Source organism: Bradyrhizobium sp. (assembly GCF_019244115.1).
GTDB lineage: Bacteria > Pseudomonadota > Alphaproteobacteria > Rhizobiales > Xanthobacteraceae > Bradyrhizobium.
This window is the reverse complement of the sequence record NZ_JAFATE010000170.1, coordinates 1-23,442: the sequence shown is the minus strand read 5'-3', so window position 1 is coordinate 23,442 and position 23,442 is coordinate 1. Positions and strand designations below refer to the sequence as shown.

The 23,442-nt window shown below is 64.5% G+C and carries 20 protein-coding genes; 10 read left to right on the top strand and 10 right to left on the bottom strand.

What is annotated here, in order from left to right; all coding sequences use genetic code 11:
* Both JOZ76_RS07565 and JOZ76_RS07560 read right to left on the bottom strand, forming a co-directional pair.
* A partial coding sequence (locus JOZ76_RS07565) for an efflux RND transporter permease subunit (RefSeq protein ID WP_291698002.1) occupies positions 1-1,044 on the bottom strand: 1,044 nt, incomplete at its 3' end.
* A complete protein-coding gene (locus JOZ76_RS07560) occupies positions 1,041-2,168 on the bottom strand; it encodes an efflux RND transporter periplasmic adaptor subunit (protein WP_291698001.1) in 1,128 nt (375 codons plus the stop codon). The genes JOZ76_RS07565 and JOZ76_RS07560, both read right to left, overlap by 4 nt.
* Before the next feature lie 568 nt (positions 2,169-2,736).
* Between JOZ76_RS07560 and JOZ76_RS07555 the strand changes: the two genes are divergently transcribed.
* The 8 genes from JOZ76_RS07555 (at position 2,737) to JOZ76_RS07520 (ending at position 11,760) form a co-directional block, all read left to right on the top strand.
* Positions 2,737-4,287 (top strand): AMP-binding protein, encoded by a 1,551-nt coding sequence (locus JOZ76_RS07555; RefSeq protein ID WP_291698000.1) that lies wholly within the window; start codon positions 2,737-2,739, stop codon positions 4,285-4,287.
* Between the two features lie 161 nt (positions 4,288-4,448).
* Positions 4,449-5,198, top strand: a complete 750-nt coding sequence (locus JOZ76_RS07550) for a CBS domain-containing protein (protein ID WP_291697999.1) — start codon at positions 4,449-4,451, stop codon at positions 5,196-5,198.
* A gap of 250 nt (positions 5,199-5,448) precedes the next feature.
* A complete protein-coding gene (locus JOZ76_RS07545) occupies positions 5,449-7,041 on the top strand; it encodes an ABC transporter substrate-binding protein (protein ID WP_291697998.1) in 1,593 nt (530 codons plus the stop codon).
* Positions 7,042-7,257: 216 nt separating this feature from the next.
* Positions 7,258-8,205: an ABC transporter permease gene (locus JOZ76_RS07540; RefSeq protein WP_291697997.1), complete on the top strand. Its 948-nt coding sequence runs from the start codon at positions 7,258-7,260 to the stop codon at positions 8,203-8,205.
* An 11-nt stretch (positions 8,206-8,216) separates the two neighbouring features.
* Positions 8,217-9,110: an ABC transporter permease gene (locus JOZ76_RS07535; RefSeq protein ID WP_291697996.1), complete on the top strand. Its 894-nt coding sequence runs from the start codon at positions 8,217-8,219 to the stop codon at positions 9,108-9,110.
* A gap of 5 nt (positions 9,111-9,115) precedes the next feature.
* Positions 9,116-10,123 (top strand): ABC transporter ATP-binding protein, encoded by a 1,008-nt coding sequence (locus JOZ76_RS07530; protein ID WP_291698003.1) that lies wholly within the window; start codon positions 9,116-9,118, stop codon positions 10,121-10,123.
* The gene (locus tag JOZ76_RS07525) at positions 10,120-11,112 is read left to right on the top strand and encodes an ABC transporter ATP-binding protein (RefSeq protein WP_291697995.1); all 993 of its coding nucleotides are present in this window, start codon (positions 10,120-10,122) and stop codon (positions 11,110-11,112) included. The genes JOZ76_RS07530 and JOZ76_RS07525 overlap by 4 nt, the downstream gene beginning before the upstream one ends.
* Positions 11,113-11,310: 198 nt before the next feature.
* Positions 11,311-11,760, top strand: coding sequence for a cupin domain-containing protein (locus JOZ76_RS07520; RefSeq protein ID WP_291697994.1), 450 nt, complete (start codon positions 11,311-11,313; stop codon positions 11,758-11,760).
* Between the two features lie 173 nt (positions 11,761-11,933).
* Here JOZ76_RS07520 and JOZ76_RS07515 read toward each other — a convergent pair whose 3' ends face one another.
* The 7 genes from JOZ76_RS07515 to JOZ76_RS07485 form a co-directional block, all read right to left on the bottom strand.
* A complete protein-coding gene (locus JOZ76_RS07515) occupies positions 11,934-13,922 on the bottom strand; it encodes an acetyl/propionyl/methylcrotonyl-CoA carboxylase subunit alpha (protein WP_291697993.1) in 1,989 nt (662 codons plus the stop codon).
* On the bottom strand, positions 13,919-15,535 hold the full coding sequence (locus tag JOZ76_RS07510; RefSeq protein WP_291697992.1) for an acyl-CoA carboxylase subunit beta: 1,617 nt from the start codon (positions 15,533-15,535) through the stop codon (positions 13,919-13,921). The genes JOZ76_RS07515 and JOZ76_RS07510 overlap by 4 nt, the downstream gene beginning before the upstream one ends.
* Positions 15,536-15,699: 164 nt before the next feature.
* On the bottom strand, positions 15,700-16,566 hold the full coding sequence (locus JOZ76_RS07505; protein WP_291697991.1) for a 3-keto-5-aminohexanoate cleavage protein: 867 nt from the start codon (positions 16,564-16,566) through the stop codon (positions 15,700-15,702).
* 82 nt (positions 16,567-16,648) lie between these two features.
* Positions 16,649-17,458, bottom strand: a complete 810-nt coding sequence (locus JOZ76_RS07500; RefSeq protein WP_291697990.1) for a helix-turn-helix domain-containing protein — start codon at positions 17,456-17,458, stop codon at positions 16,649-16,651.
* A gap of 219 nt (positions 17,459-17,677) precedes the next feature.
* Positions 17,678-18,334 carry a glutathione S-transferase family protein gene (locus tag JOZ76_RS07495; RefSeq protein ID WP_291697989.1) on the bottom strand — a complete coding sequence of 219 codons (657 nt, stop codon included), beginning with the start codon at positions 18,332-18,334 and terminating at the stop codon, positions 17,678-17,680.
* Positions 18,334-18,486, bottom strand: coding sequence for a hypothetical protein (locus JOZ76_RS07490; protein ID WP_291697988.1), 153 nt, complete (start codon positions 18,484-18,486; stop codon positions 18,334-18,336). Before JOZ76_RS07490 ends, JOZ76_RS07495 begins: the two co-directional genes overlap by 1 nt.
* Positions 18,486-19,622 (bottom strand): acyl-CoA dehydrogenase family protein, encoded by a 1,137-nt coding sequence (locus tag JOZ76_RS07485; RefSeq protein WP_291697987.1) that lies wholly within the window; start codon positions 19,620-19,622, stop codon positions 18,486-18,488. The genes JOZ76_RS07490 and JOZ76_RS07485 overlap by 1 nt, the downstream gene beginning before the upstream one ends.
* A gap of 331 nt (positions 19,623-19,953) precedes the next feature.
* Here JOZ76_RS07485 and JOZ76_RS07480 point away from each other — a divergent pair, with 331 nt between their 5' ends.
* Positions 19,954-21,177 carry an ABC transporter substrate-binding protein gene (locus JOZ76_RS07480; RefSeq protein ID WP_291697986.1) on the top strand — a complete coding sequence of 408 codons (1,224 nt, stop codon included), beginning with the start codon at positions 19,954-19,956 and terminating at the stop codon, positions 21,175-21,177.
* 156 nt (positions 21,178-21,333) lie between these two features.
* On the opposite strand, the gene JOZ76_RS07475 is transcribed toward JOZ76_RS07480, so the two are convergent.
* Positions 21,334-22,104, bottom strand: coding sequence for a helix-turn-helix domain-containing protein (locus tag JOZ76_RS07475; protein WP_291697985.1), 771 nt, complete (start codon positions 22,102-22,104; stop codon positions 21,334-21,336).
* A gap of 184 nt (positions 22,105-22,288) precedes the next feature.
* On the opposite strand from JOZ76_RS07475, the gene JOZ76_RS07470 reads away from it, so the two are divergent.
* Positions 22,289-23,442 (top strand): VIT domain-containing protein (locus JOZ76_RS07470; protein WP_291697984.1); only part of this gene is annotated, 1,154 nt, incomplete at its 3' end.

The following is a 23,442-nucleotide window of genomic DNA, read 5'->3' as shown; positions in this document are numbered from 1 at the left end:
CTCGTAGATTGTCTTGATCAGCTCGTGGATGGATTGCGAAATGAACTCGGTCGGATTGTAGCCGATGTCGTAGTCAAGTCCCTTAGGAAAGCTGGCCTTCAGCTTGACCATGGTGTCCTTGATGCCCTTGGCGGTCGCAAGCGCATTCGATCCCGGCCGCTGGGTCACCAGCAGCGCGACCGCAGTTTTGCGCAGCTCGAAGCTGTTGGTGGAATAATCCAGCGCGCCGAGCTCGATCCGGGCGATGTCGGTCAGCCGCACGATACGGCCGTCCTGGCCGGACTTGACGACGATTTTTTCGAACTGGGCCGGTTCCTTCAACCGTCCGGTGAAGGTCAGGTTGGGCTGGAAGGCGCGGTCCGAGATCGGGGGGCTCGCGAACTGGCCGCCGGTGATCTGCAGGTTCTGGGCCCGGATCGCCGTGATGACGTCGCCGGCGGTCATGCCGAGGTTCGAGATCTTGTCCGGATCGAGCCACAGCCGCATCGAATAGTCGCGCGCGCCAAAGATCTGGATGTCGCCGATGCCGTTGAGCCGGAGCAGCTGGTCGCGGACCTGCAGCAGCGCGTAGTTGGAGATGTAGAGCTGGTCGAGGCTGTCGTCCGGCGACAGCATGAACACGACCATCAGGATGTCGGGCGAGTTCTTGCGCGTGACCACGCCGTTGCGCTGCACCTCTTCGGGCAGCTGCGGGGTCGCGATCGCGACGCGGTTCTGCACCAGCACCTGGGCCTTGTCGAGGTCGGTGCCAAGCTTGAAGGTGACGGTGATGGTGAGCTGGCCGTTCGAGGTCGCCTGGCTGTAGATATACAGCATGTCCTCGACGCCGTTGATCTGCTGCTCGATCGGCGCGGCGACCGTGTCGGAGATGGTCTGCGCCGAAGCGCCCGGATATTGCGCCGTGACCACCACGGTCGGCGGCACCACTTCCGGATATTCGGCGACCGGCAGGGTCTGGTAGGCGATCGCGCCCACGATCAGCAGCACGATGGACAACACCATCGCCAGGATCGGCTGGTTGATGGAGAGACGGCCGAGATTCATGACTTGCTCTGCGCCTGATGCGGGCTGACCTTGGCGCCGACGCGCACCCGCTGGATGCCGTCGACGATGACGCGGTCGTCAGCCTTCAGCCCCTCGCGGATCACGCGCAGGCCATCGTCGAGCGGTCCGAGCATGACGGTCCTTGCCTCCACGGTGTCGTCATCCTTCACCACGAACACGATCTTGCGCGATTGATCCGTCGCGACCGCGGTGTCGGGGATCAGCAGCGCTTCATAGGGCGAGCTGCCGATCAGCCGGACCCGGCCAAACTGTCCAGGGAGTATCGACAGGTCGTGGTTCGGCACGATGGCGCGGCTGCGCAGCGTTCCCGTCGACACGTCGAGGCGGTTGTCCAAAAAGTCCATCTTGCCGTCATGCGACGGCTTGGTCTCGCCGGTCAGCGTCACCTGGATCGGATTGGCGGTATCGCGCGAGCTCGGCCGCTTGCCCTCGAACCAGAGCTTGCTGTTCCTTTGATAGGTCGCCTCATCGACATCGAAATAGACGTAGATCGGATCGAGCGAGACGATGGTGGTGAGCAGGGTCGAGGTGCCCGTGTCGCTGCCCTGCACGAGATTCCCCGGCGTAACAAGATGCCGGCTGACCCGGCCCGTGATCGGCGCCAGCACATGAGTGAACTCGACATTGAGCTGGGCCGCCTTCAGCGCGCCCTCCGCCTGCATTTCCGCGGCATGCGCGGCCTGCAGGGCCTGACGGCGCTGGTCGACGGTGGATTCGGTAACGGTCTGGTTCAGCGTCAGGCTCAGCGAGCGATCGAGCTCGCGCTTGGTGAGCTCCACCTTGGCACGGGCGTCCGAGAGCTGGCCGTTCGCCTGTTCGGCCACCGCCTCGAACGGGCGCGAATCGATCACGTAGAGCAGATCGCCGGCACGGACGATGTCGCCGTCCTTGAATTCGACGCTGGTGACGTAGCCGCCGACGCGGGGGCGAACCTGCACCTCCTCGACGGCATCGAACCGGCCGGTGAACTCATCCCAATCCGTGACCGTGCGCTTGGCCGGCTGCGCCACGGTGACCGGCGGCGGAGGCGCGGCAGCCTGCGAGGCCGGGGGCGCCTGGCCGCAGCCCGACACGGCGGCTGCAAGCACAATGACCGACAGCATGCCGCCGGCGCGTGCGAGGGCTGAACTCGTTCTTCGAGAAGGCTCCGATGACTCCGACATGGACAGGACGTCTCCTCCAAAACCGTGCCGCGGCCGCTCCGGCTCATACGAGATGCGAAAGCCTCGCAGTCTGATCAACACCGCGCCAAACTCAAGCAAAATCGTCATGCATCGAACGCCGCGTCATGTGCTCGCGCTTTGCGGGAATTGCATGCACGCGCGGGCCTCACCTCGCACATGACAGCGTGAACCGGAACCTGCCCGTTTGGCTAGGTGTGCCCCGGCATAGCCCTATCAACGAGACGTGACAGTTTTTCTTGTGTGAAATCGCCACGAATGGCCCGAACGGATCACGGTCGCCCGCGCGTTCCCCCGCGCATGCGCGCCTTTCACGCCCCATCTTCGGGCATGACGCGCGGTTCCAACCTCGCTAGACTGGCACAAGCAAACAATGAGAATGTCCCGGGGAGGACAGCGGCGTGCTGCGAGCGCGTGTCGTTTTCGGCGCGATGGCGGTGCTTGCGCTGTGCGAGGTCCTGGGCCGCGGCAAAGGAGCGTGCGCAAAGCGATGTATACCGGTAAGCAAGCTCGTCTGCGCCCGCTGCAACCCGCCTTCATCATGGCGGGCACCGGCGAAACAGTGACCTACCGCGAGCTCGACGCGCGCACGAACCGGCTGGCGCATCTGTTTCGCAAGTACGGACTGCAGCGGCTCGATCACTATGCGATCTTCATGGAGAACAACAGCCGCTATCTCGAGGCCTGCGGCGCCGGCGAACGTTCCGGCCTCTATTTCACCTGCGTCAATTCCTATCTGACGGCGGGCGAGCTCGCCTACATCCTGAACAACAGCCAGTCGCGCCTCCTGATCACCTCGGCCCTCAAGCTCGATATCGCGCGCGAGGCGATCAAGGAGTGTCCCAGGGTCGAGCTCTGCCTCGTTGCCGACGGCAGCGGCGCGAGCGAGCGCATCGTGGGGCTCGATCAGGCGACTCGTGGCTTGCCCAGGACGCCGATCGCGGACGAGTATGTCGGCACCGCGATGCTGTATTCGTCGGGCACCACGGGGCGGCCGAAGGGCATCCTGCGCCCGCTCCCGGAGCAGCCGCCGGTGCAAAACCTGCCACTGTTCGATTTCCTCATAAAACTCTGGCAGTACCGTGAGGGCATGATCTATCTCTCGCCGGCGCCGCTCTATCATTCGGCGCCGCAGGCCGCCGTCAATCTCACGATCCGCATGGGTGGCACCGTCATCATCATGGAAAGTTTCGATCCGGAGCGCTATCTCGCGCTGATCGAACAATGGGGCGTGACCCACAGCCAGCTGGTGCCGACGATGTTTTCGCGCATGCTCAAGCTCCCGCCGGAAGCGCGCCACCGCCACGATCTCTCGTCCCTCGAAATTGCGATCCATGCCGCCGCGCCCTGCCCGGTTCAGGTCAAGGAGGACATGATCAAATGGTGGGGCCCGATCATCCAGGAATATTATGGCGCGACCGAAGGGCTCGGCTTCACCGCCTGCAGCAGCGCGGAATGGCTTGCGCACAAGGGCACCGTCGGCAAGGTGCTGCTCGGCGACCTGCACATTCTCGACGAGAACATGAAGGAATGCGCGACCGGCACGGCCGGTACGGTGTGGTTCAAGACAGCCTCGGCGTTCGAGTATTTCAACGATCCGGAGAAGACCCGGGAGGCGCGCTCGCCTGACGGCAGCATGAGCACGGTCGGCGATGTCGGCTATGTCGATGCCGACAGTTATCTCTATCTCACCGACCGCGCGACTTTCATGATCATCTCGGGCGGGGTCAACATCTACCCGCAGGAATGCGAGAATCTCCTGATCACCCATCCGAAGATCGCCGATGCGGCCGTGTTCGGCGTGCCCAATTCGGATCTCGGCGAGGAGGTCAAGGCGGTGGTGCAGCCGATGCCCGGCATCGAGCCCTGCGAGGCGCTGGCCGAGGAGCTGATCGCCTTCTGCAGCCAGTCGCTGTCGCGACAGAAGGTGCCGCGCTCGATCGATTTCGAGGAGCAGCTGCCGCGTCTGCCGACCGGAAAACTCTACAAGCGCCTGCTGCGCGACCGCTATTGGGGTAACAAGACCTCGCGGATCGTGTGACAGCGGCGCCTGAGCCGTCCAGCGGTCCATCTCGGCGCGCTCGGACCAGGGTCTTCCGCGATCGATTTCGGTCGAGAGCCCCTGCCGCCCCGCCCTTTATGCGGGCATAATGCCAGCGCCAGTCCTGATTTCCATCCGCGCGCGCAAGGCCGAGGTCTCCCATGCATGCCCACCAGATCATGACCCGGAACGTGGTGACCGTTGCTCCGGAAATGCCGGTCATCGACGCCGCGAAAGCGATGCTGCGGCATCACGTCGCCGGACTGCCGGTGGTCGATGCGAGCGGAAAACTCGTCGGCATGGTCTCTGACGGCGATTTCATCCGCCGCGCGGAGATCGGCACCGAACGGCGGCACGGACGCTGGCTCTCGCAGCTGGTCGGGCGAAGCCAGATCACGTCCGATTTCGTGCGCGCGCACGGCCGCAAGGTCGGCGTCATCATGACGCCGAAGCCGGCGACGGTTGCGGAAGACACCCCGCTGGAGCAGGTCGTCGAGATCATGGAGGCCAACAACATCAAGCGGGTTCCGGTGGTCAACGGAGACCGGCTGGTCGGCATCATAACCTACGCGGATTTTGTGCAGGCCATCGCCAGCCTCGCCCATGACATCACGAAGCCGACCACGGATGACGACGGGATTCGCGCGCAGGTCGTCGCCGCGATCGACAAGGCCGCCTTGCATCCTTGCCGCTTCACGGTCACCGTCCGCGGCGGCGTCGTGCACTTGAATGGCGTCGTCAAGGACGACAAGATGCGACGCGCGGCACGCGTCGCGGCCGAATGCGTTCCCGGCGTCAAGGACGTTCACGACCACCTCTGGATCCACCCACCGCCGGAGGAGGATCTTGGCGGCGGCGATTTCGTGTCGTTGCAGGAAGAGACCTCGACGGAGGATGATCAGCCGCTGTGACGGCGGCCATGCTCTCATGATGTGAGACATGATGCCGCTGCAGCGCGCTCGCGCGCCAGGCTCGAGCTGGACATAACGCCGCAGTTGCGCGGCGCCGCGCACGTTAACCTTCGCGCTGGTGACGAATTCATCCGAATTGCCAAGGCAGCCCCTGGCCGAACCGGTTGCCCCGTCCTCGCGCCATGGTTATCGTTGCCTGCAACCGGCCGCCGACAAGGCCGGTCGAAGCAAGCCTTCGAAGGAGGAAAGCATGCGGGGCGTCAGCGCCTTGGCCGCTGCCATCTTGTCGTTATTGGCGGCCACAATGGCCTCGGCTGGGGAGCCGAAACAGGGCGGTACCTTACGCATGTATCACCGCGACAGTCCGGGCAGCGCATCGATCCACGAAGGGGCGACCTACTCGGTCAACGTTCCCTTCATGCCGGTGTTCAACAATCTCGTCATCTACAAGCAGGACGTCGCTCAGAACAGCATGGATTCCATCGTGCCGGAGCTCGCCGAGAGCTGGGCCTGGAGCGGCGACAACAAGACGCTGACCTTCAAGCTGCGGCAAGGCGTCAAATGGCATGACGGCAAGCCGTTCACGTCCGCCGACGTCAAATGCACCTTCGACATGCTGATGGGCAAGTCGCAGCAGAAACTGCGGCAGAATCCGCGCAAGGCCTGGTACGACCAGGTCGATGAGGTCACGACCAATGGCGATTTCGAGGCGGCCTTTCACCTGAAGCGGCCGCAGCCCTCGCTGCTCGCCTTTCTGGCCTCCGGCTATACGCCGGTCTATCCGTGCCATGTATCCCCGGCGGAGATGCGCACGCACCCGATCGGCACCGGCCCGTTCAAATTCGTCGAGTTCAAGGCCAACGAGTCCATCAAGCTGGTCCGCAATCCGGACTACTGGAAAAAAGGCCGGCCCTATCTCGACGGCATCGAATTCACCATCATCCCGAACCGTTCGACCGCCATCCTCGCCTTCGTCGCCGGCAAGTTCGACATGACGTTTCCGACCGAAGTGACGATCCCGCTCTTGAAGGACGTCAAGAGCCAGGCGCCCAGCGCGGTCTGCGTGGTCGAGCCGACCAATGTCTCGACCAACATCATCGTCAACTCGTCGAACCCGCCATTCGACAATTTAGACATCCGCCGCGCGCTGGCGCTGACGCTCGACCGCAAGGCCTTCATCTCGATCCTGTTCGAGGGCCAGGCCGATATCGGCGGCACCATGGAGCCGGCGCCGGACGGGCTGTGGGCGATGCCGAAGGAGATGCTGGAGAGCATCCCGGGCTACGGGCCCAATATTGATGCGAACCGGGAAGAGGCGCGCAAGCTGAGGCAGAAGGCGGGCTACGGTCCGGACAAGCATCTGCAGGTCAAGGTCTCGACCCGCAACATCGCCCAGTACCGCGATCCCGCCGTCATCCTGATCGACCAGCTCAAGCCGATCTATATCGACGCCGAGCTCGACGTCGTCGACACCGCGCAGTGGTTCCCAAAAGTGGCGCGCAAGGACTATGCGCTCGGCCTCAATCTCACGGGCAATGCGGTCGACGATCCCGACCAGTCGTTCTACGAGAACTACTCCTGCGGTTCGGAGCGGAACTACACCAACTACTGCAACAAGGACATCGAAAAACTGTTTGATGAGCAGTCGGTCGAGACCGATATCGGCAAGCGCAAGAAGATGGTCTGGGAGATCGACAAGAAGCTGCAGGAGGACGTGGCGCGCCCGATCATCTTCCACAGCCGCAACGGCACCTGCTGGCAGCCCTATGTCAAGGGTGTGACCATCATGGTGAACAGCTCCTACAACGGCTTCCGCTATGAGGATCTGTGGCTAGACAAGTGAAATACGTGCAGTGCAATCGTATCGATAGCTGTAGGGTGGGCAAAGGCGCTTCTTCGCGCCGTGCCCACCATCGATGGCTCGATCGTCGCGGCGGTGGGCACGCTGCGCTTTGCCCACCCTACAGTCCGTTTCGGGTGCCGCTCTCCCGCGCGCCCGCACGTGCGGAGAGGTGAACCGAGCCCGGGCTCGCCGGGCGAGGTAATAGGAGCGGAAACGGTGTTTGCCTATCTCGTGCGACGGCTGGGATTGATGCTCGTGACCCTCTTCGGGATCTCGATCGTGATCTTCTTCCTGCTGCGCATCGTGCCCGGCAACATCGTCGATATTCTCTTTGCGGCCGCCGGCTATGTCGATCCGGCCGACAAGGCTAACCTGCAGAAGGAGCTCGGCATCGACCAGCCGCTGGTCGTGCAATATCTGCACTGGATCGGCGGCCTCTTGCGCGGCGACCTCGGCTATTCCTATGTCTCCGAGAAGCCGGCGCTCGATGAGATCCTGCCGCGGATCCCGATCACCGCGCGACTTGCCGGCCTTGCACTCTTGTTCTCCGCCTCGGTCGGCATTCCGCTCGGCGTCATCAGCGCGGTCTATCAGGGCTCGAAACTCGACTATGCGCTGCGCGTGGTCAGCCTCTCCGGCCTGTCGCTGCCCTCGTTCTGGCTCGGGCTCTTGATCCTGACCGCGTCGGTCGCGATGTTCGGCGACATTCCGCTCTTCAATCCGAACCCGAAAACCTGGGCGGAGGCCTTTGCCACCTATGCCATCCCCGCGATGGCGGTCGGCTTCCGCAGCTCGGCCCTGACCATGCGCATCACCCGCTCCTCGATGCTGGAAGTGTTGCGGCAAGACTATATTCGAACGGCGCGCGCGAAAGGCGCCTCCGATGCGTCGGTCAATTTCAATCACGCGCTGCGGAACGCCATCCTGCCAGTCATCACCGTGGTCGGCATCGAGGCGGCGTTTTTGATCGGCGGCCTGATCGTCACCGAGACCGTGTTCAACATTCCCGGCGTCGCCCGCTTCCTGGTCGAGGCGATCCGCTGGCGCGACTACCCGATCGTCCAGAATCTCGTGATGTTCATCGCGGTGGTCGTGGTGTTCGCCAATTTTACCGTGGACATGCTGTACGCCGTGTTCGATCCGCGCATCCGCTATTCGGACTAAAAGGAGCACTTTTGGACGCGATCAACTACGACAGCGAACTGCGCCGCGCCGGAGCCAATGCGACCCATGGCTGGCGGCGGCTCGTTTTTCTCGCGGGGCGGCATCTGCTCGGCTCTATCGGTCTCGTCATCATGGCGCTGTTCGTGCTGACCGCATTGTTTGCCGACGTGATCGCACGCATCGATCCGCTGACCGTCGATTCCGCGCATGCGCTGGCGCGACCCTCGAGCCTGCACTGGATGGGCACCGATTCCTTCGGCCGGGACGTCTTTAGCCGGATCATCCATGGCGCCCGCATCTCGCTCGCCGTCGGCCTCGGCTCGACCGCGCTCGGCGCCTCGATCGGCGTCATCGTCGGCCTCACGTCAGGTTATCTCTCCGGCTGGGTCGACCTGGTGTTCCAGCGCGGCACCGACATCCTGCAGGCGCTGCCGCTGCTCGTGCTGGCGCTGGTCATGACGACGGCGCTCGGTCCGTCGCTGCCGAACGTCATCATCGCGATCGCGATCCCGCTGATTCCGACGGTCTCGCGCGTGATCCGCGCCAACACGCTGGCGCTGCGCGAACTACCGTTCGTGGAGGCCGCGAAATCGATCGGCATGAGCGAGACGCGCATCGCGCTGCGCCACGTGCTGCCCAACACGCTGGCGCCGCTGATCGTGCTCGCCACCGCCCAGCTCGGCTCGACCATCCTCACCGAAGCCTCGCTGTCGTTCCTTGGCCTCGGCATTCCCGAGCCCTATCCGTCCTGGGGCCGCATGCTCTCCGAATCGGCGGCGGAATATGTCCGCACCGCGCCTTGGCTCGTGATCTTTCCCGGCATCGCGATCAGCCTCGCGGTGTTCGGCACCAACCTGTTCGGCGACGCGCTGCGCGACATTCTCGATCCGAGGCAGCGCAGCTGATGAGCATGGCGAAGTCCGACGACATCGTTCTCGACGTCCAAAACCTGCAGACGGTGTTTTTCACCAATTCCGGCCTGTTCAAGGCAGTCGACAATCTCTCGTTCCAGGTCCGCCGCGGCGAGACGCTGGCGATCGTCGGCGAATCCGGCTGCGGCAAGAGCGTCAGCGCGCTGTCGGTGATGCGCCTGGTCCCCGATCCGCCCGGCCGCATCGTCGGCGGCGCGGTGCTGCTCGAAGGCAAGGATCTGCTCGGGCTCGATGACAGCGGGATGCGCGACATCAGGGGCAACCGCATCTCGATGATCTTTCAGGAGCCGATGACCTCGCTCAATCCGGTGATGCGGATCGGCGACCAGATCACCGAGGCGGTGCGGCTGCATCAGACCATGACGAAGAGAGAGGCCTGGGACAAGGCGGTCGAGATGCTGCGCCTGGTGCGGATTCCGGAGCCGGCGCGCCGGGCGCAGGACTATCCGCACCAGCTTTCCGGCGGCATGCGCCAGCGCGCCATGATCGCGATGGCGCTGGCGTGCCGGCCGGCGCTCCTGATCGCCGACGAACCTACGACCGCGCTCGACGTGACGATCCAGGCCCAGATCCTGGCGCTGATGCTGGAGCTGCAGAAGGAGCTCGGCACGGGCCTGATCCTGATCACCCACGATCTCGGCGTGGTCGCGCAGACCGCACAGCGCGTGGTGGTCATGTATGCCGGCCGCAAGGTCGAAGAGGCCAATGTCGACGACCTGTTTGCGAACCCGCTGCATCCCTATACGCGCGGCCTGATGGCCTCGATTCCGGCGCTGCCGTCGGAGCGAGGCCGGAGCGACGCGCGGCTGGCGGAAATCCCCGGGATGGTGCCGGCCTTGACCAAACTGCCGAACGGGTGCGCCTTTGCGCCACGCTGCAAGCTCGCGATCAAGCGCTGTCACGACGAGTATCCGCCGCTTGCGGAGTTCGGCGGCAACCACACGGCCGCCTGCTGGCGCGCCGGCGAAATGGCGGCTGCATCATGAGCGCGGAGACCGCCTTGCTGGAGGTCGAGAACCTTGTCAAGCATTATCCGGTCCGCCGCGGCCTGCTCAGGCGGCGCGCCGGCACGGTGCATGCCGTCGATGGCGTGAGTTTTGCGCTTCGGCGAGGCGAAACGCTCGGCCTGGTCGGCGAGTCCGGCTGCGGCAAGTCGACGGTCGCCCGCAGCGTGCTACGCCTGGTCGAGCCGACGTCGGGGCGCATCCAGCTCAAGGGCCACGACATCACTCATCTCGGCAAGACCGAGCTGCGGCAGCACCGCCGCGCCATGCAGATCGTGTTCCAGGACCCGTTCGCCTCGCTCAACCCGCGCATGAGCGCGGGCGACATCGTCGGCGAACCCCTGAGCGTGCACGGCCTCGCGTCGGGCCGCGACAAGGAGGCGCGCGTCGCCGAGCTGTTTTCCCAGGTCGGCCTGCGCCCTGACCAGATGAGGAATTTTCCGCATCAGTTTTCGGGCGGTCAGCGCCAGCGCATCTGCATCGCGCGCGCGCTGGCGCTACGGCCGGACCTCATCGTCTGCGACGAACCGGTCTCGGCGCTCGACGTCTCGATCCAGGCCCAGGTGATCAACCTGCTGGTCGACCTGCAGCAGGCCTACGGCTTCTCCTATCTGTTCATCGCGCATGATCTTGCCGTCGTCGCCCATATCAGCCACCGCGTCGCAGTGATGTATCTCGGCCGCATCGTCGAGATCGCCGACAAGAATGAGCTGTTCAACAATCCGCGCCATCCCTACACGCAGGCACTGCTCGCCTCCGTGCCGGTCGCCAACCCCCGGGTAAAGCGCCTGACGCCGCTGGTCGATGGCGATGTGCCGAGCCCGGTCAATCCGCCGCCCGGCTGCGCCTTCCACATCCGCTGCCGCTACGCGATGGCGCGCTGCAAGACCGAGCGGCCGGCGCTGCTCGCGGCCGGACCGCGGCACCAGGTGGCGTGTCTGCTGGGCGACGGCACGGGACGGGCGGAATAGGTTGATGTCGCGGCACTCACAACGGTCATCGCCCGGCTCGACCGGGCGATCCAGTACGCCGTGGCTTTTCCGCATCACACGAAGGTCTCTGGAATACTGGATCACCCGCCTACGCGGGTGATGACATCGGGTTTATCTTCGCTCACATCACGCGTCTGCTATGATAGCGTTCAGGTTCACAGCAACGGAGGCACTGCCATGGACGCCGTGACACCGAAGAGCCCGCAGGAGGCCGGTGCGCATTCGCATCTCGTCCGGCCGCAGGAGATGGACTGGCAGCAGACGCGCTTTCCCGGCTGCGAGGCCAAGACGCTGCTGTTCGATCGGAGCAGCGGGCTCATGACCGCCTTGATGCGCTTTGCCCCGGGGGCCGTGCTGCCCGATCATGAGCACGTCAACATCGAGCAGACCTATGTGCTCGAAGGCAGCCTCGTCGACAAGGACGGCGCGGTCGCCGGCATGGAATGCAAAGCCGGCGAATACATCTGGCGCGAGGCCGGCAGCCGTCATTCCGCATGGTGCCCTGAGGGCGCGCTGATCCTTGCAATATTCCAGGTGCCGAACAAATTCTTCGAAGCCGATGGCCGCGTCGTCGATGCCGCGGGCCAGGACTGGGACGAGACCTGGGGCCATACGCGCAAGGCGTGAGCGCGCTGTCAGCGCAGCTCGATGCACCGATGTCTCCGCGAGCGCGGTGAGCTCTCCCCTGCGGCGAGAGGTTGGGGTGGGGGTCCCCGGCTTCAGCTCGTGGTTTGGTCCCCCACCCCCGCCCCTCCCCCGCAAGCGGGGGAGGAGCGCACCTCTCCAGTGCGGCTACAGTTTCACGCCGCCGCGATCTCGACCACGACCCGCCCCGTCGTGACCTGTTCGCCCTCGGCGACATCGATCGCGGTGACCGTGCCGGCTATGGCAGCGCGGTGCACATGCTCCATCTTCATCGCTTCCAGTGTCATGACCGCCTGGCCGGCCGCGACGGTTTCGCCAAGCTTGACCAGCACCGCAACGACCCGGCCGTTGAGCTGCGCGCGCACCTTGCCATCTCCGCCGGCGGCTGCCGCGGTCTGCGGCATCGCGAGCGTCAGGTCGTGGACGAGCAGCGGCACGCCCCGGTGCAGGAAATGGAGCGCATTGCCATCGCGATGGAAGCGGGCGGTGTCCATCATCGCGCCGGCGCGAAAGCGGATCGTGCTCGCATCGATGGCGTCGATCTCGAGACGATGCGACGCGCCAGTCGTTTCGATCAGATAAGAACCGTCGCGTTCGCGCAGCACCTCGACGTCATGCAACGCATCGGCGATCTCGAGACGCAGGGGAACGGGGAAGCTCGGGCCGAGTGACCGCCCGCTGCGCCATGCCGGCGTGTGTGGGTTGGTTACGAAGATCAGGAGCGCCGCGAGAGCCACATCCTGGGACGACCGCACGCGTTGCACGAAGAGATCGTCGCGATGACGCGCGATGAACGCCGTCGTTGCCTCGCCCCGCGCGAAGACGGGATGGCGCAGGCACGACATCAAGAACCCCTGGTTTGTGGTGACGCCGAACGCGACCGTTTGTTCGAGCCCAACGATCAAGCTGGCCCGCGCTTGCTCGCGGCTCGCGCCATGGCTGACGATCTTGGCGATCATGGAGTCGTAGAATGGCGAAATCTCTGCGCCCGATTGCAACGCGTGCTCGACGCGAACGCCCTCGGGCGCCTGCCACAGTGCCATCCGGCCTGACTGCGGCATGAAATCGTGCGACACGTCTTCCGAACAGAGCCGCACCTCGATGGCATGGCCCGCGAACATGACATCCTCCTGCCGCAGCGGCAGCGGCTCACCGGCCGCGATCCGTAGTTGCAACTCGACGAGATCGAGCCCGGTGATCGCCTCGGTCACGGGATGCTCGACCTGCAGGCGCGTGTTCATTTCCATGAAATAGAAATTTTCGTCGCCATCGAGCAGAAACTCCAGCGTGCCCGCGCCCTCGTAAGCGAGCGACTTCACCGCTGCCACCGCCACCGCGCCCATTTGCGCACGCAGCTGCGGCGAGACCGCGGGCGACGGCGCCTCCTCGATCAATTTTTGATGCCGCCGCTGCACCGAGCAGTCGCGTTCGCCGAGATGAATGGCGTGGCCATGGCGATCGCCGAACACCTGGATCTCGATATGGCGCGGATTTGTGATCGCCCGCTCCAGAATGACCGTGTCATCGCCGAACGCGGTCTTGGCTTCCGAGCGCGCGCTGCGGAGCGCCCCCGGAAAACTGCAGCCGTCCGCGACCAGACGCATGCCGCGGCCACCGCCGCCCGCGGCCGCCTTGATCATCACGGGAAAGTCGATCGTCTCGGCTTCTCTCACCATTGCAGCGTCGCTCTGGTCGTCGCCCTGATAGCCGGGCACGCAGGGCACACCGGCGGCCTGCATCAGCGCTTTCGCGCCGGCCTTGTTGCCCATCGCCTTGATCGCCTGCGCCGACGGGCCGATGAACACCAGGTGGGCGTCCACGCAGGCCTGTGCGAACCGCTCATTTTCGGCGAGAAAACCGTAACCGGGATGCACGGCATCGGCGCCGCCAGCTTTCGCCGCAGCAATGATCGCATCAATGTTCAGGTACGACTGCGATGGCTGCGACGCGCCTATGCGCACGGCCTGATCGGCCTCACGGACGTGACGTGCGTCGCGATCGGCATCCGAATAGACCGCGACCACGCCGTAACCAAGCCGGCGCGCCGTGCGCATGATCCGCAGCGCGATCTCGCCGCGATTGGCGACCAGGATTCTTGAAAACGGCGTTCTCCGCAGCGTCGTCGCGCCCCTGTTCGAATTCATGGCCGGGCCACCGAGAACTGCATCGCCTGCGGCGTGCGCGCGTCGCCTTCCCGGCAGATCGCGAGCACCTCGGCAAGCACGGCGCGAGTATCGCGCGGATCGATGACGCCATCATCGAGCAGCCGCGCGCTGGTCGAAAACACGTCCGTCTGAGATTCGAACACGCCGATGATCTCGGCCTTCATCGCCTCGAGCCTGCCCTTGTCGATCGGCTTGCCGCGCCGCGCAGCCGCGGCCTCGGTGACGATCGCCATGGTCTCGGCCGCCTGCTCGCCGCCCATCACCGCCGTCTTGGCGTTCGGCCAGGAGAAGCAGAAACGCGGATGAAAGCCGCGCCCGCACATGCCGTAATTGCCGGCGCCGAACGAGGCGCCACAATAGATCGTCATCTGCGGCACGGTGGCTGATGTCACCGCCTGGATCATTTTTGAGCCGTGCTTGATCATGCCGGCCTCTTCATAGGCGCGGCCGACCATGTAGCCGGTGGTGTTGTTGAGATAGAGCAGCGGCGTCCGGCTCTGGCAGCAGGCCTGGATGAAATGCGTGGCCTTGTTGGCGCCGGGCACATCGAGCGGCCCGTTGTTGGTGATGATACCGAGCGCCTCGCCCGCGACGCGGGCATGGCCGCACACGGTCGCCGGGCCGTAATTGGTGCCGAATTCGCTGAAGTCGGAATCATCCACGATGCGCGCGATCACCTGCCGCATGTCGACGGGACGCTTGTGATCCATCGGCATGATGCCGCGCAGCTCGTCCTGATCGTAGCGCGGCGGCTTGTATTGCGTCGCGTTTCCGCGCAGCCGATCCCATGGCAGCGCCGACATGATCTCGCGGGCGATCCGCAGGCCATCGCGGTCGTCCTCGGCGAGATAGTCGCCAAGGCCCGATATCGAGGTGTGCATTTCGGCACCGCCGAGCTCTTCCTCGGTCGCGACCTCGCCGGTCGCCGCTCTCAGCAGTGGCGGACCGGCGAGAAACGCGCGGGTCCGCCCGCGCACCATTACAATGTAATCGGAGAGCCCGGTCTGATAGGCGCCGCCCGCGGTGGAGGAGCCGTGCGTCACCGTGACGACGGGAAGCCCTGCCGCCGACAGCCGCGCCAGATTGCGAAAGATGTTGCCGCCGCGGACAAAGTCCTCGACCCGATAGCGCAGCAGATTGGCGCCGGCGCTTTCGACGAGCTGCACGTAAGGCAGCTTGTTCTCCAGCGCGAGGTCCTGCACGCGCAGCGTCTTGTCGAGCCCGAAGGGCTGCAGCGCGCCGGCATCGATGCCGGCATCGCTGGCGCTGACCATACAGCGGATGCCCGAGACAAAGCCGATGCCCGCGATCACGCCGCCGCCGGGCACGCTCTTCTCGACGTCGGGCACATCGAACATGTAGCCGGCGAGTGTCGACAGCTCGAGGAACGGCGCGCCGGGATCGAGCACCAGCGCCACGCGCTCCCTGGGCAAGAGCTGGCTGCGCTTGTGGAAGCGGTCTTTTGCCAGCGCCGACGCATCGCGCGTGCGCTGCTCCAGCGCGCGCAGCCGCGCGATTAGGCCCAGCATGCCCTGCTGGTTGGCCTTGAAGGCTTCGCTTGCAGGCGAGACGGTGTTTTCAATGACGGCCATGTACGGCGGTCTCTCTGCTCTTCATCATTCCGTTGGAGCACGATGCCAGTGGACTCCCCTCCCCCTTGCGGGGAGGGGTCGGGGGTGGGGTCTCCAGATACAGCTCGTCGTGTGTTACCCCCTCCCCGACCGCACCTCCGCCGCGGCTACAGTTTTCCCGTATACTAATGCTTCACACCGAAAATCTGCCGCGCTTCGGCGGGTGAGGCGACCTCGCGGCCGGCGCGCCACGCGCAGGCGGCCAGCGCCTCGATCAACTGGCCGTTCGATGTCACCTTGGTGTCGTCGCCGAGATAGAACGTGTCCTCGAGCCCGCTGCGCAGGTGACCACCGAGGTCGGCGCAGCGCTGATGCAGCCGCCAGATCTCGGCGCGCCCGATCGCGGTAACCTGCCAGTGCGCCTCGGGCCGTTTCAGCTTCAACAGGATCGGCAGCAGGTCCGGGTCGGCGGGCATGCCGGAGGCGACGCCCATCACGAAATTGTACTCCAGCGGCCCCGCATACATGCCGGTCTGGACGTACATGCCGACGCAGCGCACGATGCCGACGTCAAAACATTCGAACTCCGGAATCGTGCCCGCGTCCTTCATCGCGTCGAGATAGTTTTGAACCTTCTCGACCGAGTTGTCGAACATCATCGGCGGCCAGGCCCAGCTGTTGTCCGCCTTGACCTTCAGATAGTTCAGCGAGCCCGCGTTGCAGGCCGCGATCTCCGGCCGCGTCTCGCGGATGCAGGCGAGCGCCCCGGCGTAATCGGGGCCTGACACACCTGAGGTGTGATTGATGATGACGCCTGGGCAGGCCTGCCGGATCGCCTGCTGGATCTCGCGCGAGACGCCGACCTCCCAGGACGGCAGATGGCCCTTGCCCGGCGCCTGCTGGCGCAGATGGATGTGCATGACGCTGGCGCCGGCGTCGAAGGCCGCCGTCGCCTCGCGCGCCATCTCCTCCGGCGTCACCGGAACGTGATGCTGCCTCGGATCGGTCAGCACGCCATTCAGCGCGCAGGTGATGACGGCCTTGTCGTTCATGAATGACCCCGAAGGTCCTGCCATCGGCGCGGACGATGAGACATCTTGCGGAGCCGACCAGAACGCTTCTTGCGTCCACGCGCTATCGCGCGGTCTCCAGAAGACCCGTCTCGCCGCTGCGATAGATCGCGAGATCGCGCGAGCCGGCAAAGATCGCGCGCGGCTTCAGTCCGTAGAAGCGGCGGATCGAATGGCTGAAATGGGTGCTGTCGGGATAGCCGATGTCCTGCGCGAGATGCGCGAGGTTGAGGTCCCGATTGGCGAAATGCAGCAGGTGCCGCGCGCGCTTCCAGGCCCGGAACGAGCGGAACGAGATGCCGGTCTCCTCCTTGAACAGATGCAAAAAGCGCGATTGCGACAGTCCCGCCGCTGCCGCGCAGCCGGCCGCGGTCACCGGCTCCGAGAAATTCACGAGCATTGCGATCGCCTTCCTCACGCGCTGATCGAGTGCGCGGGCCGGCAGCGCCTCACCAAGAAACATGCGATCGAACGCCGCGCTGGTGATGTGGTCCTGGAAGCCGCGCTCCAGCAGCCGGCCATAGGCGGCACGGATGCGTTCGGCTGACAACGCGCGGTCAGGGCCGGTGAGGTATTCGGCAAGCTCGTCAAGCGCGCCGACCCGAACGGTCTCCGGCTCCATCGTCACGCAGATGACCGAGCGATGATCGCTGGTGATGGCATGGGGGAGACAGGGCGGCGCGAGGACGAGTTCGCCGGAAGTTTCGCGTTCCCCTTCGGGCGCCAGCCGCAAACCGCCCTTGATCGCGACATAGACGTGAAACGCACCTGAGCAGCGCCGCCGCGGGCGGCCGAGCAGCCCGGCATAAAACACCCGCTCGGGCGTGATCAGCATCAAATGGCGGGATTGGCGTTCCGCAGCCGTCTCGTCCATGGTCGAACCTCCTCGCGCGACCTTCTGCGAGGCCACTGCGACGGAGGCAAGATAGCGGAAATTCAGGTGCTGTCACCCGCTGTCATTCCGGGGCGATGCGCAAGCATCGAACTATGGTGCGCAATTGCGCACCTGAGAACCTCGAGATTCCGGGTCTGGTCGCATCGGGCCGCGCTTCGCGCGGACCCGATGCGACCATCCCGGAATGAAACGGCAAACTCACACCCTGGTCCGCGGCGCGACGTTCTGCTCGATACCGGCCCTCTGTTCCGCAGTGACAGCCCGTTGATATCCCTCGCGCCTCTGCAGCCGCGCCCAATAGGCCGCAACATCGGGACCGAAATCCTTGGCCAGCCCGATCGAGGACGCGAGCCGCAGCGCATAGCCGATCACGACATCCGCCGCGGTGAACCGTCCGGCACACAGGGTCTCGGCAATCGCGGTCGCCGCCTCGACCGCCCGGAGGCGGCCCAAAAACCATTTTGCATAATCGGTCGCGACTTGCGGATTGCGCCGTTCTTCCGGCTCGAGCTGGCTATAGCGCAGCACCAGCGTCTGCGGAAAGGTCAGCGTCGCGTCGGAAAAATACATCCAATTCAGGAACGCGCCATAGGCGGGCTCGTCAGCGCCGACCATTAACGGCGTCGGCCCGTATCTTGTGCCGAGATAGTGGCAGATGCCGGAGGACTCGGTCATTTTGGCGTCGCCGTCGATCATCAGCGGAATGGTGCCGAGCGGGTTGAGCGCCAGATAGTCCTTGGCGAACACGCGCGGCGGGAACGGCAGCATCTTGAGTTCATAAGCAAGCCCCAGCTCCTCCAGCATCCAGAGCGGACGGAACGAGCGCGCGCCGTCGCAATGATAGAGTGTGATCATCAAGCGTTTCCTTTCGCGCGAAGCAAGGTACACATCAAGCTTGTCGTTTCACTCTCGTCATGGCCGGGCTTGTCCCGGCCATCCACGTCTTTCTTCACGAAAACGAAGACGTGGATGCCCGGCACAAGGCCGGGCATGACGAGTACTGCCATCAAAGGCCCATCTGCCGGCTGGCCAGGTCCTTCATGATCTCCTCCGTGCCGCCGCCGATCGCATTGACCTTGACCTCGCGATAGATGCGCTCGACCTTGAGGCCGCGCATGTAGCCGGCGCCGCCAAAGATCTGCACCGCCTCCGAGGCGCAGAACGCCATGGTCTGCGTGGCCTGGTTCTTCATCATGCAGATCTCGGCGACCGGGCTTTCGCCCTGCCCGAGCCGCCACGCCAACATTTCCAACATCGCCTGCGAGGCGGCGACGCGCTGCGCCATGTCGACGAGCTTGTGCCGGATCACCTGGTGTTGCGCTAGCGGCTTGCCAAAGGTCTTGCGCTCTTTGGCATAGGCGATCGCTTCGTCCAGGCAGACACGCGCATAGGCCGTGCAGCTCGCCGCCATGCCCATCCGCTCGCTGTTGAAATTGTGCATGATCAGGCGAAAACCCTGGCCCTCCTCGCCGATCAAATTTTCAGCCGGCACGCGGCAATCACCAAAATGCAACGTCGCGGTATCGGAGGCCCACCAGCCCATCTTCTTCAGTTTGGTGCGTGCCAGGCCGGGCGTATCACCCTCAATCAGCAACAGGCTGACGCCGGAGGCACCCTCGCCGCCGGTGCGCACCGCAACCGTCAGATAGTCGGCGCGCATGCCCGAGGTGATGAAGGTTTTTTCGCCGTTCACGACATAATGATCGCCCTCGCGGCGCGCCCGGGTGCGCAGGTTTGCGACATCCGAGCCACCGCCGGGCTCGGTGATCGCGAGCGCGGAAATCTTTTCGCCCGAAAACACCTTTGGCAGCACCCGCGCGCGGACCTCGGGCCGCGCCGCACGCGCGATCGGCGGCGCACCGATGGTGTGGCTCATCAGGCTTGCGCTGATGCCTCCGGCTCCCGGGCGCGCCAACTCCTGAGACACCACGATCTTCATGAATTGGTCGGCCGGGACGCCGCCGACGTCTTCCGGAAAGCCGAGCGCAAGCAGCCCGATGCCGGCGGCCTTGGCGTAGAGCTCGCGCGGAAATGCGCCGGCCTCGTCCCATTCGTTCGCAAACGGCTCGATCTCGCGCGCAACGAAGCGGCGCACCATCTCGCGATAGCTTTCGTGCTCGGCGGTGTAGAACGGGCTTGCCATGAAGCTGATCCTCTTGACAGCCAAATTGGCCGGAACGCGCTGGCCCAACTTGCGTCCAGTGGCTGGGTGTGTTCCAGCGGAATTTCCGCGCGCCGGATTAAGTGCCTTGCAGCGCCTCGACGCAAGACTGTCTCTGCGCGCTGCCCAACCTGCGCCGCAGCCCACGCATAACAGTCACGGTGCCACAAGGCCGTGGAATTGGACACAGTGCGCCACGGCAACAGGCCGTTAACGGCCAAGCCGGTAATGATCCGCGAAGCACGAAGGAACTGTCGGCCGCTCTCGACTACAACTCTGTCTCCAACCACAAGAAAACCAAGGACTGTCCTCGATGAACAACAAGAAACTCGCTCCGCTCGCTGCCGCAGCGGCCTTTTCGCTGCTCATGACCCAAGGCGCGCTCGCGCAGAAGAGCTACGACACCGGCGCGTCCGACACCGAGATCAAGATCGGCAATGTCGAGGCCTATTCGGGGCCGGCGTCCGCCTACGGCGTCATCGGCAAGACCGAGGAAGCCTATTTCAAGATGATCAACGACCAGGGCGGGGTGAACGGCCGCAAGATCAACTTCATTTCCTATGACGACAGCTACAGCCCGCCCAAGACGGTGGAGCAGGTCCGCAAGCTGATCGAGAGCGACGAGGTGTTGTTGGTGTTCAACGCGCTGGGCACGCCGACCCAGACCGCCGTGCAGAAATATCAGAACACCAAGAAGGTGCCGCAGCTGTTCGTCGCCACCGGCGCCAGCAAGTGGAATGACCCAAAGGATTATCCCTGGACCATGGGCTTTCAGCCGAGCTACCGCGTCGAGGCCCGGATCTTTGCAAAATACATTCTGAAGGAGAAGCCCAACGCAAGAGTCGCGGTGTTTTTCCAGAACGACGATTTCGGCAAGGACTACGTGATAGGCTTGAAGGAGGTGTTCGGCGACAAGGCGAAAAACATGATCGTCGCCGAGGAGAGCTATGAGACGACCGAGCCCTCGATCGATTCCCACATCGTGAAGCTGAAGGGCACCGGCGCCGACGTGCTGGTCGACATCACGACGCCGAAATTCGCCGCGCAGGCGATCAAGAAGGCGGCCGAGCTGGAATGGAAGCCGCTGCACATCCTGACCGACGTGTCGGTCTCGATCGGCGCGGTCATGAAGCCCGCCGGGCTCGAAGCCTCCGAGGGCGTGCTGTCGGCCCAGTACATGAAGGATGGCTCCGATCCGCAGTGGAAGGATGACGAGGGCATGAAGAAGTTCATGGCCTTCATCGACAAATACATGCCCGGCGCCAACATCTCAGATCTCAACCTGTCCTACGGCTATGCCGCCGCGCAGACCATGGTGCAGGTGCTGAAGCAGTGCGGCGACGATCTCACCCGCGCCAATGTCATGAAGCAGGCCGCCAGCCTGAAGAATCTTGCGCCGGACACTTTCATCCCCGGCGTCAGGATCGACACCAGCCCGACCGATTTTGCGCCGGTCGAGCAGCTGAAGATGATGCAGTTCAAGGGCGGCAAATGGGAGCTGTTCGGCGACATCATCAGCGCCGAGGCGGGCGGCTGAATTGCATTCCCAATGAAGTCTGTCACCTCTCCCCGCTTGCGGGGAGAGGTCGCATCGCTTCAGCGATGCGGGTGAGGGGGGCTCTCCACCAGCGCGGTGCTTGGAGACCCCCCCTCACCCCGACCCTCTCCCCGCAAGCGGGGAGAGGGAGAAGAACTACCCCGTCACGAATACCGCGAACTGCTCCTCCGTCGTGCGCCGCATGTGCTCGCGATAGACGGCGTAGTTGGCGGCGCCGGGCGAAATCCGCCCGACCGTCGCATCCGGAATATTCACCAGCGGCACCAGCGCAATGGGCGCGGCGATCGGCGTCAGATTCGAGCCGCGCCCCGCGAGCAGGGTGGCGAGAACGCCGTACATCTCGCCAAGCCGCGTCGGCCGCGAAATCGTGATCAGCCGGTGCTGGCCGTGCCGGTTGGTGACGAGATAGATGAAGCCCGACTGGTTCGGCACCGCCACTTCGCCCCACTGGCTGAAGATGGCGTCGAGACGCTCGCCCTCGTGAAACTGCAGCGCCGAGCTGGCCTCATCCCAGGTAAATCTGGTGTAGTAGGCGAAGATCGCGTCCTTCTCGCCGAACGACGGCCGTAGCGTCAGATACGTCCCGCCATCCAGCCAGGCCACCGCGCGCCGCGAATAGGCGCCGAGACTGTCAGGTGCGATATCGCCGTTGGCCGCCACGGCCGGCGCCGACGCTACGGCTTGCATCTTGCGCAGGGATACGCCGAGTGCCTGCTCCAGCCGCACCATGGTGGCGAGCGTGAATGGCCGCCGGCCGCCGAGCACCTTCTCCAAGGTGGACAGGCTGAGCCTGGCCTGCTCGGCCAGCGTCTGGCGCGAGATGCGGCGGCGCGCGATCTCCTCGCGAATCGTCTCCGCCACCTCCGCGCTCTGCTCGGCGGAAAGCTGCTTGTCCGGCGCTGACATCAAAACCCCTGCTGCATCCTGCGCATTGTAGCAGACGCACATTTCAGCACAAAACCGCACAAACCCGTATCCACCAGAACGAGGCTGAACGGGCCGCGGCCGAACATGGCCGATCATTCTGCTCGCGACGCACCGTCCTCCTGCGCGATTCTCGATGCAGCGAAACCCTTCGGGAGCGAGCCAAATGAGCCCCTATGACGAGATCGAGACCGACCGGCACCCGGTGCTGTCGACATTTCTGAATGTGCTGTTGTTCCTTCTGGTCCAGGGTGTCGCCGTGATGCTGGTCGGCTTCACCGCGCTGTTTTTGGGCTTCGAGCCGGCGTGGTCAGCCGAGGTTCAACAGCCGCATCTGATCAAGCCTGGCGAGGCGCGCTCCGGATCGCTGCTGTTCAAGACGGACGACGGCTATGTCGACGCGGTCAGGCTCGGCATCGATGTCGACCTCACGGTGTCCGGCCCGACGGTGCGCGCCCGCATCACCCAGATTTTTCGCAATCCGACCCAGGACTGGATGGAGGCGACCTATGTGTATCCGCTGCCATCGGGCGGCGCAGTCGACACGCTGAAGATGGTGGTCGGCGAGCGCGTCATCATCGGCGACATCAAGGAGCGGCTTAAGGCGCGCGCCGTCTACGAACAGGCCAAAGCGAATGGCCAAAAGGCCGCGCTGACCGAGCAGGAACGTCCCAACATCTTTACCAATTCGGTCGCCAATATCGCGCCCGGCGAGATCGTCCTGGTGCAGATCGAATATCAGGAGCCGGTCGCGCAGAGCGGCAACGAATTCTCGCTGCGCGTGCCCATGGGGGTCGCCCCGCGCTACAATCCGCTTCCGCTCGCGCAGAGCGTCGATTTCAAGCCGGGCAACCAGGGCTGGGGGACGAGCTCGACCGATCCGGTCCCCGACCGCGACCGCATTTCGCCGGTCGTGCTCGATCCCGCGCAAAGTGCGCTTGTCAATCCGACCAAGGTTACGGTGCACCTCAAATCCGGTTTTCCGCTCGGCGAGGTGAAGAGCCATTTTCACCCGGTGAAGATCGATAGTCCGGATCCGACATCGCGCGAAATCACGCTCGCCAACGGCGTCGTGCCCGCCGATCGCGATTTCGAATTGACCTGGAAGCCGGCCGCCGAGAAGGCGCCGTCGGTCGGGCTGTTCCGCGAGCATGTCGGCAATTCCGACTATCTGCTGGCGTTCGTCACGCCGCCCTCGGTCGAGCAAGCGCAGCAGAAGCAGCTCCCCCGCGAGGTGATCTTCGTGATCGACAATTCCGGCTCGATGGGCGGCACCTCGATCATCCAGGCCAAGGCGAGCCTGCTCTATGCGCTTGGCCG